Origin of the sequence: Pseudobutyrivibrio sp. LB2011 (assembly GCF_000701765.1) — a bacterium.
Lineage (GTDB): Bacteria > Bacillota > Clostridia > Lachnospirales > Lachnospiraceae > Pseudobutyrivibrio > Pseudobutyrivibrio ruminis.
Map to the genome: position 1 here is coordinate 645,103 of NZ_JNJS01000001.1, position 17,325 is coordinate 662,427.

Annotated in this window: 17 protein-coding genes; 1 reads left to right on the plus strand and 16 read right to left on the minus strand. The window is 38.8% G+C overall.

Annotated elements, in window-relative coordinates:
* Nucleotides 1–18: 18 nt before the first annotated feature.
* The 8 genes from rbfA to T375_RS03030 all read right to left on the minus strand — a co-directional run bounded on the left by rbfA (nt 19) and on the right by T375_RS03030 (nt 7,351).
* Complete coding sequence (gene rbfA, locus T375_RS02995) at nt 19–405, minus strand: 30S ribosome-binding factor RbfA (protein ID WP_033154189.1); 387 nt, start codon at nt 403–405, stop codon at nt 19–21.
* Entirely contained in the window at nt 405–3,032 is a 2,628-nt protein-coding gene (infB, locus tag T375_RS03000; RefSeq protein WP_081821941.1) for a translation initiation factor IF-2, read from the minus strand. Before infB ends, rbfA begins: the two co-directional genes overlap by 1 nt.
* Before the next feature lie 15 nt (nt 3,033–3,047).
* Entirely contained in the window at nt 3,048–3,353 is a 306-nt protein-coding gene (locus tag T375_RS03005; protein WP_102048062.1) for a L7Ae/L30e/S12e/Gadd45 family ribosomal protein, read from the minus strand.
* Nucleotides 3,343–3,609, minus strand: a complete 267-nt coding sequence (gene rnpM / locus T375_RS03010) for an RNase P modulator RnpM (protein WP_044934631.1) — start codon at nt 3,607–3,609, stop codon at nt 3,343–3,345. Before rnpM ends, T375_RS03005 begins: the two co-directional genes overlap by 11 nt.
* Nucleotides 3,609–4,790 carry a transcription termination factor NusA gene (nusA, locus tag T375_RS03015; protein WP_044934634.1) on the minus strand — a complete coding sequence of 394 codons (1,182 nt, stop codon included), beginning with the start codon at nt 4,788–4,790 and terminating at the stop codon, nt 3,609–3,611. Before nusA ends, rnpM begins: the two co-directional genes overlap by 1 nt.
* A gap of 18 nt (nt 4,791–4,808) precedes the next feature.
* Entirely contained in the window at nt 4,809–5,279 is a 471-nt protein-coding gene (gene rimP / locus T375_RS03020; RefSeq protein ID WP_033154192.1) for a ribosome maturation factor RimP, read from the minus strand.
* Between the two features lie 155 nt (nt 5,280–5,434).
* Entirely contained in the window at nt 5,435–6,613 is a 1,179-nt protein-coding gene (locus tag T375_RS03025) for a phosphoribosylaminoimidazolecarboxamide formyltransferase (protein ID WP_044934637.1), read from the minus strand.
* Nucleotides 6,614–6,637: 24 nt separating this feature from the next.
* Nucleotides 6,638–7,351 carry an IMP cyclohydrolase gene (locus tag T375_RS03030; RefSeq protein WP_044934640.1) on the minus strand — a complete coding sequence of 238 codons (714 nt, stop codon included), beginning with the start codon at nt 7,349–7,351 and terminating at the stop codon, nt 6,638–6,640.
* Nucleotides 7,352–7,500: 149 nt separating this feature from the next.
* Between T375_RS03030 and T375_RS13095 the strand changes: the two genes are divergently transcribed.
* Nucleotides 7,501–8,994: a GGDEF domain-containing protein gene (locus T375_RS13095; RefSeq protein WP_049960263.1), complete on the plus strand. Its 1,494-nt coding sequence runs from the start codon at nt 7,501–7,503 to the stop codon at nt 8,992–8,994.
* A 44-nt stretch (nt 8,995–9,038) separates the two neighbouring features.
* On the opposite strand, the gene T375_RS03040 is transcribed toward T375_RS13095, so the two are convergent.
* The 8 genes from T375_RS03040 to T375_RS03075 all read right to left on the minus strand — a co-directional run bounded on the left by T375_RS03040 (nt 9,039) and on the right by T375_RS03075 (nt 17,306).
* Nucleotides 9,039–9,815, minus strand: a complete 777-nt coding sequence (locus T375_RS03040) for a hypothetical protein (protein WP_044934643.1) — start codon at nt 9,813–9,815, stop codon at nt 9,039–9,041.
* Between the two features lie 129 nt (nt 9,816–9,944).
* Nucleotides 9,945–10,703, minus strand: coding sequence for an imidazole glycerol phosphate synthase subunit HisF (gene hisF / locus T375_RS03045; protein WP_044934646.1), 759 nt, complete (start codon nt 10,701–10,703; stop codon nt 9,945–9,947).
* Between the two features lie 37 nt (nt 10,704–10,740).
* Complete coding sequence (gene hisH / locus T375_RS03050) at nt 10,741–11,346, minus strand: imidazole glycerol phosphate synthase subunit HisH (RefSeq protein WP_044934650.1); 606 nt, start codon at nt 11,344–11,346, stop codon at nt 10,741–10,743.
* Entirely contained in the window at nt 11,343–13,262 is a 1,920-nt protein-coding gene (locus T375_RS03055) for a hypothetical protein (protein WP_044934653.1), read from the minus strand. Before T375_RS03055 ends, hisH begins: the two co-directional genes overlap by 4 nt.
* Nucleotides 13,263–13,326: 64 nt before the next feature.
* The gene (locus T375_RS03060; RefSeq protein ID WP_044934656.1) at nt 13,327–14,250 is read right to left on the minus strand and encodes a chemotaxis protein; all 924 of its coding nucleotides are present in this window, start codon (nt 14,248–14,250) and stop codon (nt 13,327–13,329) included.
* A gap of 34 nt (nt 14,251–14,284) precedes the next feature.
* A complete protein-coding gene (locus T375_RS03065) occupies nt 14,285–15,043 on the minus strand; it encodes a hypothetical protein (RefSeq protein ID WP_044934659.1) in 759 nt (252 codons plus the stop codon).
* An 84-nt stretch (nt 15,044–15,127) separates the two neighbouring features.
* A complete protein-coding gene (locus T375_RS03070) occupies nt 15,128–16,639 on the minus strand; it encodes a sensor histidine kinase (RefSeq protein WP_155952407.1) in 1,512 nt (503 codons plus the stop codon).
* The gene (locus T375_RS03075) at nt 16,617–17,306 is read right to left on the minus strand and encodes a response regulator transcription factor (protein ID WP_033154202.1); all 690 of its coding nucleotides are present in this window, start codon (nt 17,304–17,306) and stop codon (nt 16,617–16,619) included. The genes T375_RS03070 and T375_RS03075 overlap by 23 nt, the downstream gene beginning before the upstream one ends.
* Nucleotides 17,307–17,325: the final 19 nt, after the last annotated feature.

Genomic DNA, 17,325 nt, shown 5'->3' on the forward strand with positions numbered 1-17,325 from the left:
TCTCCAATTTAATGTATTTTAGTTTTCTTCGCCGTTCTGCTCTCTTTCATGAAGAGGAGCATTGACTTCATCAATAAGCTTGCTCATCTTTGCAGCATATGCAATAGACTGATCACTAACAAAAGTAATCTCTGGAGTGTTTCTAAGATTTACTCTGTGAGCAAGCTCTCTGCGGATGAATCCAGCAGAGCTCTTAAGACCCTCGAGAGTCTTTCTAGCTGCTTCATCATCCCCAAGAACTGAAATATAAGCCTTGCATGTCTTAAGGTCAGGAGCAACCTCAACAGATACAACAGATGTAACTGGTGAAATGCGAGGATCCTTTACCTCAAGACGAATAATATTGCTAAGCTCACGCATAACTTCTTCGTTTATACGTGTATTTTTAACTGAATTTTTTCTCATTATCTAGGTACCTCTACCATGATGTAAGCCTCGATAATATCCATCTCCTGAACATCGTTGAAGTCTTCAATTACGAGACCACACTCAAAGTTTGACTTAACTTCCTTAACGTCATCCTTAAATCTCTTAAGAGAACCAAGCTTACCTTCGTGAATAAGCTCACCCTCACGAGTTACGCGGACCATACAGTCTCTCTGGAAGTAACCATCTGTAACATATGAACCAGCAATGTTACCAACGCCAGAAGCCTTGAAGATCTGACGAACTTCAGCATGACCGATAACCTTCTCCTCGTAAATAGGATCAAGCATACCCTTCATAGCAGACTCTACATCGTTGATAGCATCGTAAATAACCTTGTAAAGACGAAGATCTACGCCTTCTCTATCAGCTGTAGCCTTTGCCTGAGGGTCGATACGTACGTTAAATCCAATGATGATTGCATTTGAAGCAGATGCAAGAACTACATCGGATTCGTTGATTGTACCAACACCACCGTGGATTGTCTTAACAACAACCTCTTCGTTTGAAAGCTTCTCAAGTGACTGCTTAACAGCCTCAACAGAACCCTGAACGTCAGCCTTAACAATGATATCAAGTTCCTTAAGATTTCCTGACTCAATCTCACTAAAGAGTGCATCAAGAGACATCTTTGACTTAGTCTGCTCAACAAGCTTGTTCTTGTGCTCTGCAACGAATGTATCTGCAAATGCATGAGCTTCCTTTTCAGAATCAAATGCCATTAATACCTCGCCTGCATTTGGAACCTCAGAAAGACCAAGAATCTCTACAGGAACAGATGGACCTGCGCTCTTTACACGAGCACCAGTGTCATCAAGCATTGCACGAACCTTACCATGACAGCTACCGCAGGCAACAGGATCACCAACGTGAAGTGTACCCTTCTGAACAAGTACAGTTGCAACTGCACCACGTCCCTTATCAAGCTGTGCCTCGATAACAAGACCACGAGCCTTACGATTTGGGTTTGCCTTAAGCTCAAGTACTTCTGCTGTAAGAAGAATCATTTCAAGAAGGTTGTCGATACCTTCCTTTGTATGAGCTGAAACTGGACAGAATACTGTGCTTCCACCCCAATCCTCTGGGATAAGCTGATACTCTGAAAGTTCCTGCTTAACTCTATCAATATTTGCATTAGGCTTATCAATCTTGTTGATTGCAACAATGATTTCGATTCCAGCAGCCTTTGCATGGTTAATAGCCTCTACTGTCTGTGGCATAACACCATCATCAGCAGCAACTACAAGGATAGCGATATCTGTTGAGTTTGCACCACGCATACGCATAGCAGTAAATGCCTCGTGTCCTGGTGTATCAAGGAATGTGATATCCTGTCCATTAATAGATACTGTATAAGCACCGATGTGCTGTGTGATACCACCAGCCTCACGGTCTGTAACCTTTGTATCACGAATTGCATCAAGAAGTGATGTTTTACCGTGATCTACGTGACCCATTACACAAACAACAGGTGGACGTGATGGGAAGTTTGATGTATCTTCTTCCTCTTCCTTAAGAAGCTCAGCGATAACATCTACCTTTTCCTCTTCCTCACAGATACAGTTGAATTCAAGAGCGATTTCCTCTGCCTTTTCGAAGTCAACTTCCTGGTTAACTGTAACCATTGTACCCTTCATGAAAAGAGTCTTAACAACTGCAGATGCCTGAACCTTCATCTTGTCAGCAAGATCCTTGATAGTAATTCTTTCAGGAATTGTGATTGTAAGAACTTCGTCCATGTTACGCTCTGGAGCCTTAGGAGCATTGTTCTTTTTCTTCTTTCCACCATTCTTTTCAAGATTGATGAAACGTTCCTGCTTCTTACCGCCTAAGTTGTTCTCTCTATCGTTGTTCTTCTTTTTCTTATCATCGCGACGACCGCCCTTTGAATTTGAAGAAGGTGCCATATCAGGAGCAGATGCCTGCTGAGATGGACGATTGTTTCTTCCTGCTGATGGTCTGTCGTTGTTGCGATCATTGTTACGATCGTTGTTTCTATCGTTTCTGTTTCCAGGTCTGTTATTATCGCGTCTATCATTGCGATTGTCGTTACGATTATCGTTTCTGTCTCTTCTATCGTTACGCTCTGGACGCTCTGAACGCTCTGGGCGCTCATTTCTATCCTGCTTCTTTGCTGGACGTGTGTTTTCCTGTCCATCAGCTGGCTTCTTCTTTGATACAAACTCTGTATCAGTAGACTGTGCAGATGCACGCTGAGATGGACGAACTCCATCAGCAAATGAACGTGGTCTGATTGGTCCTCTAGGCTGCTGAGCCTGCTTCTCGCGATTGTTATCACGATTATCATTTCTCTCGCCTCTAGAAGAATTGTCAGAGCTACGACGTCTTCTGTCATCGCTACCGCGAGTAACAACGAAAACATTCTTTTTCTTCTTTACAGGATTTCCGTCTTTATCTACAGGACGTGGCTTCTTAGCCTTTGGAGCTTCAGACTTTGAGAAATTCTTGCGAATTTTATCAGCCATATCGTCCTCCACACCACTCATTGCTTTTGCTTCTATTCCATTAGAGCCAAGGAAAGCAATAATATCTTTGCTTTCTTTTCCAAGCTCTTTGGCTAATTCATGTACTTTAATTTTTGCCATCTAATATCCTCCTCATCAAGCTTTATCTATCTTATCAAGGATGCTTAAGGATAGATTTTCATCGCACACTACGATTGATGCCCGATATTCTTTTCCAATTGCATGACCTAAAGATTCTTTAGTTCCGTATTCTATGTATTTAACATCATAGAACTCACACGAATTTGAAAATGATTTCTTAGTGTTATCTGAAGCATCACCAGCAACTATACAAAGAAAACCACTGCCTTCTTTAATGGCTTGCTCGCAAGCGAATTCACCACTAACAAGAGCGCCAGCTTTCATTGCTATGCTAATCATATTAAGTGCTTTATCTGTCATTTTCTAACTCCGTATATAAAATATTAAATACCTCTTCATTGACTGCCTGTCTAAGAGATCTGTTTAAAGATTTTTTCTTTAAAGCATTATCTAGGCAGGATTTGTTTTTGCAGATATATGCTCCACGACCTTGCGCCTTATAGCTTGTATCAAGCTGGACGCCCTGTGCCGATTTAACCAATCGAAATAACTGATTCTTTGGAAGCATCTGTCCGCATGAAACACATTTTCTAAGAGGTAGTTCTTTGACTTCCATTACTCTTCCTCAGACTCTGCAGCGTCAGACTCTGCTTCAGCATCCTCAGCGTACTCGTCCTCGTCATAGTACTCATCCTCATCATAGTACTCGTCATCATCATCGTAATCTTCTTCGTAATCAAGGAAATCACCAGCTTCTTTAGCCTGTGTTTCGCTCTTGATATCAATCTTGAAGCCTGTAAGACGAGCAGCAAGACGTGCGTTCTGTCCTTCCTTACCAATAGCAAGTGAAAGCTGATAATCAGGAACAACTACGCGTGCGCTCTTTTCATCAGCGTCAGCAACAACTGCAACAACCTTTGCTGGTGAGAGTGCATTTTCAATAAGGTATGCAGGGTTCTCATCCCACTCTACGATATCGATTTTCTCGCCACGAAGCTCATTAACGATTGCGTTTACACGTGCACCGTTCTGACCTACGCATGCTCCAACTGGATCTACATCCTCGTCGTTTGACCAAACAGCAATCTTTGTACGGCTACCAGCCTCACGAGAGATTGACTTGATTTCTACGATACCATCGCGAACCTCTGAAACTTCCTCTTCGAAAAGCTTCTTAACAAGCTCTGGGTGTGTACGAGATACAAGAATACGTGGTCCCTTGTTTGATGTCTTAACTTCTACGATATAAACCTTGATACGGTCCTGTGGCTTGTAGAACTCGCCCTTAACCTGCTCAGACTCTGCAAGGAATCCCTCAAGCTTACCAAGGTTAACATGGATATTGCTTCCTGAGAAACGAGTAACAACACCTGTAACAACCTTGTGCTGAAGCTCATAGTACTCCTCGTAAAGAACCTTACGTTCTTCCTCGCGGATTTTCTGTGTGATTGTGTTCTTAGCTGCTGTAGCTGCGATACGGCCAAAATCCTTTGACTTAACCTCGATGTGAAGAACATCACCAATCTGATGCTTACCATTGATGTTCTGAGCATCAGCAAGTGAAATCTCCTCAACAGGATCCATAACCTCATCAACTACTGTCTTTGCAAGAAATACATGATATGCGCCAGTCTCTCTGTCGATTTCAACTGTAGCATTATCTGCCTTTCCATAATTGTTCTTACATGCAATAAGAAGTGAATTCTCGATTGTCTCGATTAACACGTCCATGCTGATATTTTTCTCTTTTGCGAGATCTGTAAGAGCATCCCAAAAATCATTTGTATTAGCTGCCATTATTTCCTCCTATTTCTACTAGAAATCTATTGATAATTTGATTTGTGCAACGTCTGATCTATTAAACACCTCTGTGCCATCTTCAAATTCGATTGTAAAAGTATCCTTATCGAAGGCCTTAAGTGTTCCAGTAAATTCCTTAGCACCATTAACCGGCTTGTATGTCTTAATATCAACATCAAGTCCAATAGCTTTTTCAAAATGCTTATCTTTCTTTAAAACTCTGCCAAGACCTGGTGAACTAACTTCGAAGATATATCCTTCGTCTCCACCAATCTGTGGCTCTGCGTCAAGTAAATCGTTCATGCGACGGCTTACATCTACGCAATCATCAATTGTGATACCACCTTCCTTGTCGATGTAGGCTCTAAGATAATAATCTGTGCCCTCTTTAACGTATTCAACGTCATAGAGCTCAAAGCCCATCTCATCAAGAATAGGAGTTATCAATTCTTCCGTACGTTTTTCGTAATCGGTGTGTTTTGACATAAATGTCCTCCTTATTCAGTTGTGCATGTTAAAAGTGAACAAACATAGTAAAAGAGAGAGCAAAAACGCTCTCTCTTTCAGTCGCTCTCTTCAATAACAATAATTATTATATCAGAATTATTTGATTTTTCAAGCTTTTTAGGGAAAAACCCATATTAATGATGGAATAGACGAAGTCCAGTAAATGACATAACCATTCCGTACTTGTTACATGTCTCGATAACATTGTCATCACGAACAGAGCCGCCTGGCTGAGCTACGTACTTAACGCCTGACTTGTGTGCACGCTCAATGTTGTCGCCAAATGGGAAGAATGCATCACTACCAAGTGCTACATCAGACATCTTATCAAGCCATGCACGCTTTTCAGCTCTTGTAAACTCGCTTGGTCTTGTCTTGAAAGTCTTCTCCCATACATCATCTCCGATTACATCCTCGAATTCATCTCCAATGTAAAGGTCGATTGCATTATCTCTATCAGCTCTCTTGATTCCATCAACAAAATCAAGGTTAAGAACCTTTGGAGACTGACGAAGCCACCAGTTATCAGCCTTCTGTCCTGCAAGACGAGTACAGTGAATACGTGACTGCTGGCCAGCACCAATGCCGATTGCCTGACCATCCTTTACGTAGCAAACAGAATTAGACTGTGTGTACTTAAGAGTAATCATTGCAATGGCAAGATCAATCTTAGCCTGCTCTGTAAGTTCCTTATTGTCTGTAACAATATTTGCAAAGAAGTTGTCGTCGATAACAAGCTCATTTCTTCCCTGCTCAAATGTAATACCAAATACTTCCTTACGCTCAAGCTGCTTTGGAACATAGTTTGGATCAATTTTGATTACTGCATAGTTGCCGTTTTTCTTAGCTTTAAGAATCTCGAGAGCTTCTGGCTCGAAACCAGGTGCAATGACACCATCAGAAACCTCTCGCTTAATAAGCTTTGCTGTAGCAACATCGCAAACATCAGAAAGTGAAATAAAATCTCCAAATGAAGACATTCTGTCTGCACCTCTTGCTCTAGCATAAGCATTTGCAAGTGGAGTAAATTCCATATCTAAATCGTCACACCAGTAAATTTTGCGCTCTACATCTGAAAGAGGAAGACCCACAGCAGCGCCTGCTGGTGAAACATGCTTGAATGATGTAGCAGCTGCAAGACCAGTAGCCTTCTTAAGCTCGGAAACTAACTGCCAACCATTAAAGGCATCTAAAAAATTAATATAACCAGGCTTACCAGAAAGAACCTCAATTGGAAGATCCCCATCTTCCATATAAATACGTGAAGGCTTCTGATTAGGGTTACAACCATACTTTAATTCCAATTCTTTCATTACAAAATCCTCCAAAATACAAAATTATTTATTCTTGTTTACGATACGAGTTTCTACGGCACCACTAGCGATATCGATGTAGCGTACAAAAAGTGAAACCTTGTTATCTTCATTAAGGTTCTCCCAAATAAGTGATGTAAACTCATCGATGTTTCCCTTTATTTCAATTGGTGTTGGCTCTCCCTCATATGAAGGAAGTGGATTGCCATCATTCATATATGTGTGAATAAATCGGCCTGAACCAGCCTTAGGATTAGAATAATCAAAAGTATATCTGTTACATGAATCGCTATCGCCCATGTTTGATTTAAGAATTGACATTAAATAATTGAATTCACCATTTTCAATGTGAATAAGACCTGAAATACGAGGTGTGAAATTAGGGCCGTCTGGCTCAAACTCACGAAGGCGAAGTGCTTGTTCAAATGTTTTGCCTTTCTTCATCTCATCGTAAATAGTGTCTGTCTGATCTCCGTTTGTAACAATGGTATCATTTCCGAGCACTCGCACTGGTGCATAGATAATAAGTGAAGGGTCTGTAAGCTTTGAAGGATCGAAAGCCTGTGTGCGGATGCCCTCACCGTCCTCTACGAATACTCTGTTTCTGGAATTTTCAGAACGCCCCATAATAAAATAAGCAGAGACAGCCTTGGTTCCGTCTTCTGAACGGCCAATGACAATGCCTCTGCCTGGATACGTGGTTTCTGATAATTCTCTTGCTAAAGATTTTACTACCATGGGTTCCTCCTTTAATACAATTTCCGCAAAAATTATAACCGAACAACAGCCCAAAGTCCACCATATTTTATTTGTAAATTCTATTTTTATTCACAACTTTTTCAAACAAATAGATTAAGCTTTATATACATGATTATGAGGAGTATGTAATGAAGAATATAACAAGTTATGAAGACTTTTCTCAAAAGAATTATAGGAAAATAAACGACTATATAAATAGATGTCTATGGATTGGAATATCTATAGGCCCTCTTATGGCCATCCCTATTGCACTGGGCATAATTCATAGCATAGATTATTTTGATTGTTTGTATTTATCTGGAATTATTCTACTGATTTCTGCGATACATCGATTTGCCATGTACAAATTTCCAGATTCTAAAAATACAGCAATTTTTGCATTGGTTTCACTAGATATTTTTTTATTTTTCTTGAATTATTCTCATTTCGCAATAAAGCTTACCTGGTTTTTGGTACCTTTATTAAGCATATTATATGTAAATAAGACAATATATCTGTTTTCATCACTATTTAATTATATGATGATGATCCTTGCAGCATATGAAACCGCCCCTTTCTATGCAGCTAGAAAGGTTGGAGACATAAGTCCAAAAGTGGAATTCAGAGGCATCATGACTGGATACACCATGGAAGCAATACTTCTATTTATAGTCGGATACGTAATACTCGAAGTATCTATCAACTATATAAAGCAGCTGATGGAGAAATTCCTGGAAATACGTGATCACGAAAAAGATATGCACGAGCAAATGAAAACCCTACGTTCAATGGCCGAAATTTATAATAACGTTAATCTGATTAACTTTATTAATTCCACGGAAATGTCTCTACGTGATGAAAACAAAATTGAACATAAAATAGAAATGCCAAATCAAAATCACACCAGAATGACTCAGAATATAAAAAAATTTGTAGTACCTGAGCAATTAGACGATTTTTGGAAGTTCACAGATATCACTACAGTAAGAGCCAGACTAACTCACAAAAAGATTCTATCTAACGATTTCATCAATGCTACATACGGTTGGTTCAGAGCTCAATATATTGCCGTTGATGAGACGGCAGATGGAATTCCAAATATCGTTATATTCACTACACGAAATATCGATGAAGAGAAACGCCGTGAGGAGCATCTGATAAACATTTCCTTAACTGATGAGCTTACAAGGCTGTTCAACAGACGTTGCTATGACGATGACGTAGAAGTATATAAGAAAGAAGGCCTGCCTGAAGACTTTGTTATCTTCTCAGTAGATGTTAATGGCCTAAAGAAAGCAAATGACACAATCGGACATGCAGCTGGTGACGAATTAATAAAGGGCGCCGCAGATTGCTTGCAATCAACTATAGGCTCCTTTGGTAAGACCTACAGAACCGGTGGCGATGAATTCTTGGCAATACTACACACTAACAATCCTGGGCAGATAGTAAGCGATATAAAAGCGAAAGCGGCCCAATGGAGAGGTTTATTAGTAGATAAGCTTTCACTTTCAGTAGGATATGCAGCTTATGTAGATTCACTAGATGCATCTATAGAGGATTTGGAGCATAAAGCAGACAAGCATATGTACGAAGACAAAAATAGATATTACAAAGAAAATGGCATTGACCGACGTAAATAAAGGCATAAAAAAGCTGGCCCTTAAGGACCAGCTTTAATTTTATGTTATGTAGTTGTATTAAATTTGCTAATCATATCATCTGCAGATAATGAATAATCTCCGCTGTTAGTATATGACTTACGGCCTGTAATGCTTGCAAGTTCATTGCTTGCATAGGAATTAGCCATTGAAGACTTGGTGGCTACCTGATAAGCATAGCTACCAGTTCCATTAAACAGATCCTTTACATAAGTCATATTTGCTTTATTCTTCAGGAAATCTTCATCAACATTAAGATGATTCTTATTATCTATGGTAATGCCAGCCTTTCCAAGTGTCTGTGCTGTCTTAGCTGAAGTTGTTACCATAGCCGCAACCTGTGAAAGAATTCCAGTACTCTCTGACTTCTGGCCACTATCTACAAGCTCATTATATGCATCTGCAAAACCTTTAATAGCGCTATAAATCTTATCTTTATCGTAGTCCTTTGTAACATTGCCTTCTTCATCAGTAGATTCAACTTCGTTCCAGATTGAATTCTTGCCTTTAGCTAAAAGCTTATCTGTAGCTTTGCTCAAATCTGATGAATCATTTCTAATCTCACTCAAATTAGAGTCTGCAATCTTTGACTTTTTAGATGTGTCAGACTTTAGGTTTCCATCATTATCATACTTTGAATAATATGACTTAACCAGCTTTCCATATGAACCTGACTTAATCTGAGATAAGCTTGTAAGAGAACCCTCAAGTCCTCCAAACATTGAATTCACGCTAGATGAGCTATTGCCACCAAACAATGAATATATAGAATTGTTTCCAAATGAATTAATAGTTAAAGACATAAACATCACTCCTTTGAAAATAAAACATGAACATCCTTGTTCTACTGTTTTGTCTCTTACTTACATTTATACTTACTAACATAATAACAGGGACATGTGAAACTTTTGTTAAAACATATCCCATCTTTTTTATAATCTTACAGAAACCCCCTGTTCCCTAAGATATTTCTTTAAATCAACGATTTCCAGTTCCTTATAATGGAATAAAGATGCCGCGAGAGCCGCGTCAGCACCACCAATTGTAAGAGCATCCTTGAAGTGCTCCATATTGCCAGCGCCACCTGATGCAATAACAGGAATATTTACAGCATCAGAAACAGCCTTAGTAAGTTCCAAATCAAATCCTGCTTTTGTACCATCACAATCCATAGAAGTAAGAAGAATCTCGCCCGCTCCAAGCTTTTCGCACTTAATAGCCCATTCTACTGCATCTATGCCGCAATCTAATCTACCGCCGTGCTTATAAATGTTAAAGCCTCCATCAACGCGCTTCTTTGCATCAATAGCAACAACGACACATTGGCTGCCAAATTTATCAGCAGCATCTGAAATAAGACGAGGATTATCAATTGCAGCAGAATTGACAGAGATTTTATCTGCTCCCTCACGTAAAAGAGCTTTGAAATCATCTACTGTACGGATGCCTCCGCCAACAGTAAAAGGTATAAAAACCTGTTCTGCAACTCGACGAACCATATCTACGACGGTGTTTCTACCATCTGAAGATGCGGTGATATCAAGAAATACTACTTCATCCGCTCCTGCTTTGTCGTAAGCTGCAGCTATTTCAACAGGGTCCCCAGCATCTCTTAAATCAACGAAATTAACACCCTTAACTACTCTTCCATCTTTGACATCCAAACATGGGATAATACGCTTTGTAAACATAACAATTCTCCTATAGAACAAACAACTAGCAACAGGATTAAATCTCTGCAAAATTCTTCAAAATCTGAAGTCCTACAGATGATGACTTTTCTGGATGGAACTGACAAGCAAATATATTGTCTTTCTCAACAGAAGCATGAATATGACAACCATATTCAGTTGTAGCTTTAACGATAGCTTCATCCTTTGCTTTCAAATAATACGAATGAACAAAGTAAACAAATGAACCCTCATCTATACCATTAAACAAACGTCCCTGGTTTGGATAATCCAAAGAATTCCAGCCAATGTGTGGAACCTTTAAGCCTGGTGCATCTGGAATTCTAATAACTTCTCCATCCAATATATGAAGACCTTCAACACCAGGGGACTCCTCACTTGATTCAAATAAAAGCTGTAAGCCCAGGCAAATACCAAGAAATGGTTTGCCGCTAGCAACATATTCTTTTATAGCTTTATCAAGTTCGTATTTTTTAAGATGGTTCATAGCATCAGCAAAAGAGCCGACCCCTGGTAATACAACATGGTCGGCTTTTTTAATTACACTAAAATCCCTGGTAAGGACAGTTTCCTTACCAAGGATTTTAAATGCTTTTTCTACACTTTTAATATTTCCTGCATCGTAATCTAGTATTGCAATCATAAATCTGGTAAACCTAAGCCTCTCAGCACCTTTCTAAGTTCTATTGTATAGTAATGACGGTTTGGCTGATTATATATAGCTAAGGCTTCCTCCTCTGATAATCCAAAAGTCTCAGAGAGTTCAGCAATCATAGTGCTTCCATATGCATCATATTGATCTGCTATACCATATTCTGCAGCATCATCCTTATATTTTTCGTATCTTCCAACACCAATAATCAAGGAATCTAATGCGTAATTGTACTGCTCATACTGAATGAATGCTTCGTATTGCTGCTGACAAAGCTGCAAATCAGCAAGAGTTCTTGCTTGATTTCTGAGTAAGGCAACATCCTCATCAGATAAATCAAAACCATTAAGCTTTTCATATGCTGCTATATAATCGCCCGCTTCGAACAATTCATTAGCCTGTGCCATATGACGCTTAAGACCTGTAAAGGTCATCCCAACCATTACTACACCAATTATTGATATAGATAATACCAAAAATGTGGCAATAATGGAAATAGGAATTTTAGGAGAATTATCAGGTTCCTTTGGTTTCTTTTCTTTTTTAGGCTTTGGTTCCTTCGGTTTCTTCTCCTTAGCCTTTTCTTTCTTGGCAGCTTCCTTCTCTTTTTTGGCCGCTTCTTTTGCAGCTTTCTTTTCTTCTTTAAGTCGTTTTTTCTTTTCCTTTGGATCTTCCTCAGGCTCTGGAACTATTGGATTTCCATCTTCATCATAGGTAATCTCAACAGTGGTATTCTTTGCAGCTTCCTCTGCAAGCTCATCCTCATCAGGAGGTCCAAAAAGTATAAGTAAAAGCTTTTGGATAATAGGATTAGGTTCTTTCTCTCCCTTTTCTCCTTTTTCCTTTTTAGCTTTTTTCTTCTTTTTCTTTTTACCTTTTCCTTTGCCTTCTTCTTCCTCTTCTTCCGGCTCAGATTCCTCGGCAGATTCATCGATGTCTGCAGCTTCCCCAGCACCTTCTTCATCACCACTTAAAAGTGATTGAATATCAAGAAGGTCCTCATCGTCTCCTTCAAGAAGGTTTTCGAGATCCAAATCTCCATCACCTGACAAATCAGGCTCTTCTCCATCACCGTACTGAGCTTCATCTAAAGCATCCATCTCATCAGGAAGGAATTCTTTGAGGGAATCATCGAGAGGTTCTTCCTCTCCTGAATCCTCGATAATATCATCTAATGACAAACCAAAATCATCTGAATCATCAGAATCTGCAGGCCTTTCCTCATCTAAAGGAGCATCCTCAGGCTCTTCAATAAAGTTGGATAAATCTATTTCTCCATCATCTGGTATCTCTATAGGTGAATCATCTGCAGCTAAATCAATCTGAGGTTCATCATCTTCAAGAATATCCTTTAAGCTAAGCTCATCAGAATCATCCTCAGCTTCTTCTGTATCAGGCTCTAACGACTCAAATTCTTCTGAAGCCTTTTCTTCCTGAGAATCCATTTCAGATTCGCTTTCGTCTTGGGCAACTGGTTCTGGTTCATCCAGTTCATCCTGTGCCTTAGTGACAACACTTTTAATATTATTAAGAAGAGAATTTACAACACCTTCAGAATCAGGCAATTCACCTGTTTCCTGGAAAATGCGCTCTTCCTCGTCGATTTCCTGTTCAAAATTACTAATAAATAAATCTACATCATCAGTATCCAATTCTTCTTCAAATTGGCGCAAAAAATCCTCCTCGGAAAGAACCTTTCTGAGGTATGGATGGGAAGTCTTAGTCTGTGCCTGAGAAGAATCGATTCCTGTTGCAGTAAGAAAATCCTCATCAGGAGCAACAGCCTTGCGGCTCTCAACAACCTGCTGTTGCTTCTTCATAGCATTCTCCTGGACCTGCATAGCATCAGTCTTAGCCTTATTTATTGAATTCAGTAGTCCATCTAAGTAGTCCTCTGACTGAGACATCTACATGTCCTCCCTTAAATTTAATTAAGGGGCATGCAAAGCACACCCCTCAGTTTTAAAAATTTTAATTGCCTTTACGAGCGACTTCATATTTAGCAACAAGCTCATCAACAACTGAAATAAGCTTACCAATTTCAGGCTTTGTAAGCTGAGCATCAGCACCAAGGCTTTCGCCCTTACGTCTAATCTCGTCGTTAATAAGTGATGAGAAAATAATAAGTGGAATGTTCTTCATGGTGTCATTTTCTTTAACGAGCTTGCAAAGTCTGTGACCATCCATAAGAGGCATCTCGATATCAGTGATAATAAGATGTACGTCGTTAAGAACTGTACCTCTCTTGTGGAACTCAACAAGCTTATCCCAACCTTCCTGACCGTTCATATTAACGATAAGGTTAGTGTAACCAGCCTTCTTCAAGCACTCAACAATAAGCTTTGAAAGAAGTGGTGAATCCTCACAAAGTAAAATAGGTGATTTACTACGATCTTTTGTCTCGTAATCATCCATTTCTGAAACCTTAAGACCAGTCTCAGGATTGATATCTGTAACAATCTTCTCGAAGTCAAGAATAACTACGAGTCTGTCTTCTAACTTAATAACACCTGTTGAAACACCAGATTCATCAGAACTGATAGTTGCATCAGGCTTGATGATGTCTTCCCAAGAAACACGATGAATTCCGAGAACCTCATCAACGTGGAAAGCTGTATTCAAACTGTTGAAGTTTGTAATGATGAATAAGCCATCTGTATCAGCTTCATCTGTAATATTTAAGCACTTGCGAAGAGAAATGACAGAAATCATAATATCTCTTGGCATGAAGATACCTTCTATAGAAGGATGCGCATTAGGTAGAGGTGTTACTGGTTGATATAACAAAATCTCCCTAATCTTGGCAACGTTAATTCCATAGAAATTCTTGCCAACCTTAAATTCAAGTACTTCGAGCTCGTTAGTGCCCGACTCTAATAAAATATTAGTATCCATGCAAATCTCCTCTCATTTAAATCAATTATATGATTTATATGGTTGTCCCTCTTGTTGTGCCATCACTTGTAATGAATAATTCAAGTGAGGATATATTTTCTACTGACGAATCGCTGAATAGAAAGACCAAAATAAATGATTTTGATTCTCCAGCTGCCAGTATGCCATCATAGTTTGCTAAATCATTTGATAAAGGTGTGTACTGGGTACTTGCTTTTGCTCCACCATTCAATGATAAATTGTATGTTCTTCCTGTATAATTTGAAAAATTAACAGATGAATCTGATGTATTTTTCGCTTCAATAGAAAGTACTACGTATTTTTTGCCAGAAACCTGTTGTAGAACAAAATTGTTTGTTTTGTAATCAGAAGTTACATCAAACTCAGAGCAAGTAAATTCTACACCCGGTATCTCAATTGCATCAGTCATAGAATATCCTGCATCCTCAGAACCTTCCTCGGTAGTGCCTTCTTCAGTCTCATCTGTAACTATAGGTTCGCCAGTTTCTGGATCATATTCGACTTCTGTATTTTCCTCGTCAATTACCTCTTCTGTTTCCTCTGATTCAGCTTCATCAGGCTCATATTCATCATCCAGCTCGCCAGCCTTTACGCGGGCATTGGCAATTCCTGTTGTCTGATTTTTATTGAATTTTGAAACAGTTTTTGAGGCATAAGCTGTGATTACCGCCTCTTCTTTCTCTGTCATAGTATACAAAGGTTCACCACAAGCGGTGAAAAGTAGAGAAAAACACATAACCGAAATCAAAAGGAAAAATCTTTTAATTTTCATGCTATCTCCTAGAAGAATAAACTAATCATTAATGGTATGTTAGCATTAATATGTGTATTGTTCAACACAAAAAATCAGAAAATTCTATGAATTTTGTTTGATTTTTGTGTCTTTTGTCAAAGTTAACTCAAACCAAAATTCAACTCCATTTGGCAAGTTTTCAACACCAAATTTTTCATGCATCAAATCCATTGTAGCTTTAACAACTGACAAGCCGATACCACTGCCGCCATATTCACGGCTTCTAGCCTTATCAGCTTTGTAAAACTTCTCCCAAATGTGCTTGATGTCCTTCTTGGCAATGTTATTTCCGGAATTGAATACACTAATTCGAACTTTGCCCTTTTTAACAAAATCATATCTTACATTAATGATGTTTTCATTTAATACATAGTGAATTGCGTTACTAATAAAGTTAGTAATAACCTGCTCCACTAAGAATTCGTCTGCATGAACCACGCAAGGTTCTTTGTTGATAAATGAATAGGTAATATTCTGTGCTTCGAAATTGATTTTATTGCTATCAACAACACTATCAATCATTTCTGTCACGTCAAAATCAACCATATCCATATTCATCTGACCAGCTTCAAGCTGATTAAGAATGAGCATTTCTCTAACCAAACGGTTCATCTTGTTTGCTTCATCAATGATGATATCAAGATAAATCTGACGGCTGTTCTCATCCTCCATAATGCCCTCCTGCAGACCCTCGGCATAGCCTTGGATAAGGGCAATTGGTGTTTTCAGCTCGTGTGAAACATTTGATACGAATTCTTTTCGCATGTTTTCATTTTCTTCACGAACTTCAAGATCGTGTTTCAGGCTTTCATTAGCAGTACGAAGCTGGCTAATTGCACGTTTTAATGTAGTAGACATTTCATTAACATGCTCACCCAAATCATCCATCTCATTATATATAACCTGAGGCGTGTACTTTGCTTCAAAATCGAAGTTTGAAATACGCTTCGTTATATCAATTATGTTAAATAATGGCTGAGTAAACTTTGCAATCGCAAAATGACTAAATACTGTAGTCATAAGAATCGCAATCAGAACCATATATAGGAAAAACTTGTTTGTGATTGAACTGGTATGCTCCATTGCAGATAAAGTAGCTCTAATAAAAACGATACTACCATCAGGGAGCAATCCTAATAGAACAAGATAATCATCCTCTGAACCTGGAAAAGCCTGCTTAAAAATCTCGTAATTATCATTCTTGTTAATGACATCTACAGATTCATCGTTTGAAAACATTGAATAATTGAGTTGATTCAATAAAATCTCAGAATTAGTATTAGACGAAATTAAAGGCTCTCCGCTAGCGCCTGTAACAACGCAATTTACAGAAAACCTATCAAATAAGGCTGCTATTTCTGCTTCATAATCTTGTCCGTATAAAACACCCTCATTGCACTTATTAGACATGATATCGTAGAGTTCTACCATATCATGTCTCTTTGTTAAAACATAATAATCGCCTAAAAAGCAGGATGATAGAATACTAACAATAACAAGTGAACCAAGTATGATTGTAACTATCAATCCTACAATTTGGCGATTAATTTTATTAGACCTTTGCGTCGACTTCAAATTTATACCCCATGCCCCAAATAGTCTTGATGTAGTTTCCCTTATCGTCTAACTTACTACGAAGCTTTTTAACGTGAGTATCGATTGTTCTAGCATCTCCAAAGTAATCATAGTCCCAAACATGATTGAGAATCTTTTCTCTTGAAAGAGCGATTCCTTCATTATTGATGAAGTAATAAAGCAACTCGAATTCCTTAACAGAAAGCTCTACAGGAGTACCATCGTTAGTTGCTACATGAGCATCAACATCTAGCTGAATGCCACCAGCTTCAACAACCTTCTTGCCGATTGAATCATCTGTGCTTCTTCTAAGAACTGCATTAACTCTGGCCATAAGAATCTTTGGAGAAAATGGCTTGTTAATGTACTCATCAGCACCAAGCTCAAAACCATTAAGAACATCATTTTCCTCGCCCTTAGCTGTAAGCATAAGAACAGGTATAGAAGAAGTCTCTCTGATTTCTTTCAAAACGGCAAACCCATCAACTTTTGGCATCATAACATCCAAAATGATAAGTGATATCTCGCTGTCCATATAGAACATGTCGAGAGCCTGTTCCCCATTTTCGGCCTCTATGACCTCGTAATCCTCTCTTACCAAATAATCCTTGATAAGTTTTCTCATTCGGCTTTCATCATCAGCCACAAGAATTTTGTTTTTAGACATAACACCAACCCCAATCCTT

Bases quoted from the DNA above. Each gene is read 5' to 3' on its own strand.
- T375_RS03055 (WP_044934653.1), bottom strand. From the start codon at position 13,262: ATGTCTCAGTCAGAGGACTACTTAGATGGACTACTGAATTCAATAAAT.
- rimP (WP_033154192.1), bottom strand. From the start codon at position 5,279: ATGTCAAAACACACCGATTACGAAAAACGTACGGAAGAATTGATAACT.
- T375_RS13095 (WP_049960263.1), top strand. From the start codon at position 7,501: ATGAAGAATATAACAAGTTATGAAGACTTTTCTCAAAAGAATTATAGG.
- hisF (WP_044934646.1), bottom strand. From the start codon at position 10,703: ATGTTTACAAAGCGTATTATCCCATGTTTGGATGTCAAAGATGGAAGA.
- hisH (WP_044934650.1), bottom strand. From the start codon at position 11,346: ATGATTGCAATACTAGATTACGATGCAGGAAATATTAAAAGTGTAGAA.
- T375_RS03060 (WP_044934656.1), bottom strand. From the start codon at position 14,250: ATGGATACTAATATTTTATTAGAGTCGGGCACTAACGAGCTCGAAGTA.
- nusA (WP_044934634.1), bottom strand. From the start codon at position 4,790: ATGGCAGCTAATACAAATGATTTTTGGGATGCTCTTACAGATCTCGCA.
- T375_RS03025 (WP_044934637.1), bottom strand. From the start codon at position 6,613: ATGAAAGAATTGGAATTAAAGTATGGTTGTAACCCTAATCAGAAGCCT.
- infB (WP_081821941.1), bottom strand. From the start codon at position 3,032: ATGGCAAAAATTAAAGTACATGAATTAGCCAAAGAGCTTGGAAAAGAA.
- rbfA (WP_033154189.1), bottom strand. From the start codon at position 405: ATGAGAAAAAATTCAGTTAAAAATACACGTATAAACGAAGAAGTTATG.
- T375_RS03005 (WP_102048062.1), bottom strand. From the start codon at position 3,353: ATGACAGATAAAGCACTTAATATGATTAGCATAGCAATGAAAGCTGGC.
- T375_RS03030 (WP_044934640.1), bottom strand. From the start codon at position 7,351: ATGGTAGTAAAATCTTTAGCAAGAGAATTATCAGAAACCACGTATCCA.
- T375_RS03065 (WP_044934659.1), bottom strand. From the start codon at position 15,043: ATGAAAATTAAAAGATTTTTCCTTTTGATTTCGGTTATGTGTTTTTCT.
- rnpM (WP_044934631.1), bottom strand. From the start codon at position 3,609: ATGGAAGTCAAAGAACTACCTCTTAGAAAATGTGTTTCATGCGGACAG.
- T375_RS03075 (WP_033154202.1), bottom strand. From the start codon at position 17,306: ATGTCTAAAAACAAAATTCTTGTGGCTGATGATGAAAGCCGAATGAGA.
- T375_RS03040 (WP_044934643.1), bottom strand. From the start codon at position 9,815: ATGTCTTTAACTATTAATTCATTTGGAAACAATTCTATATATTCATTG.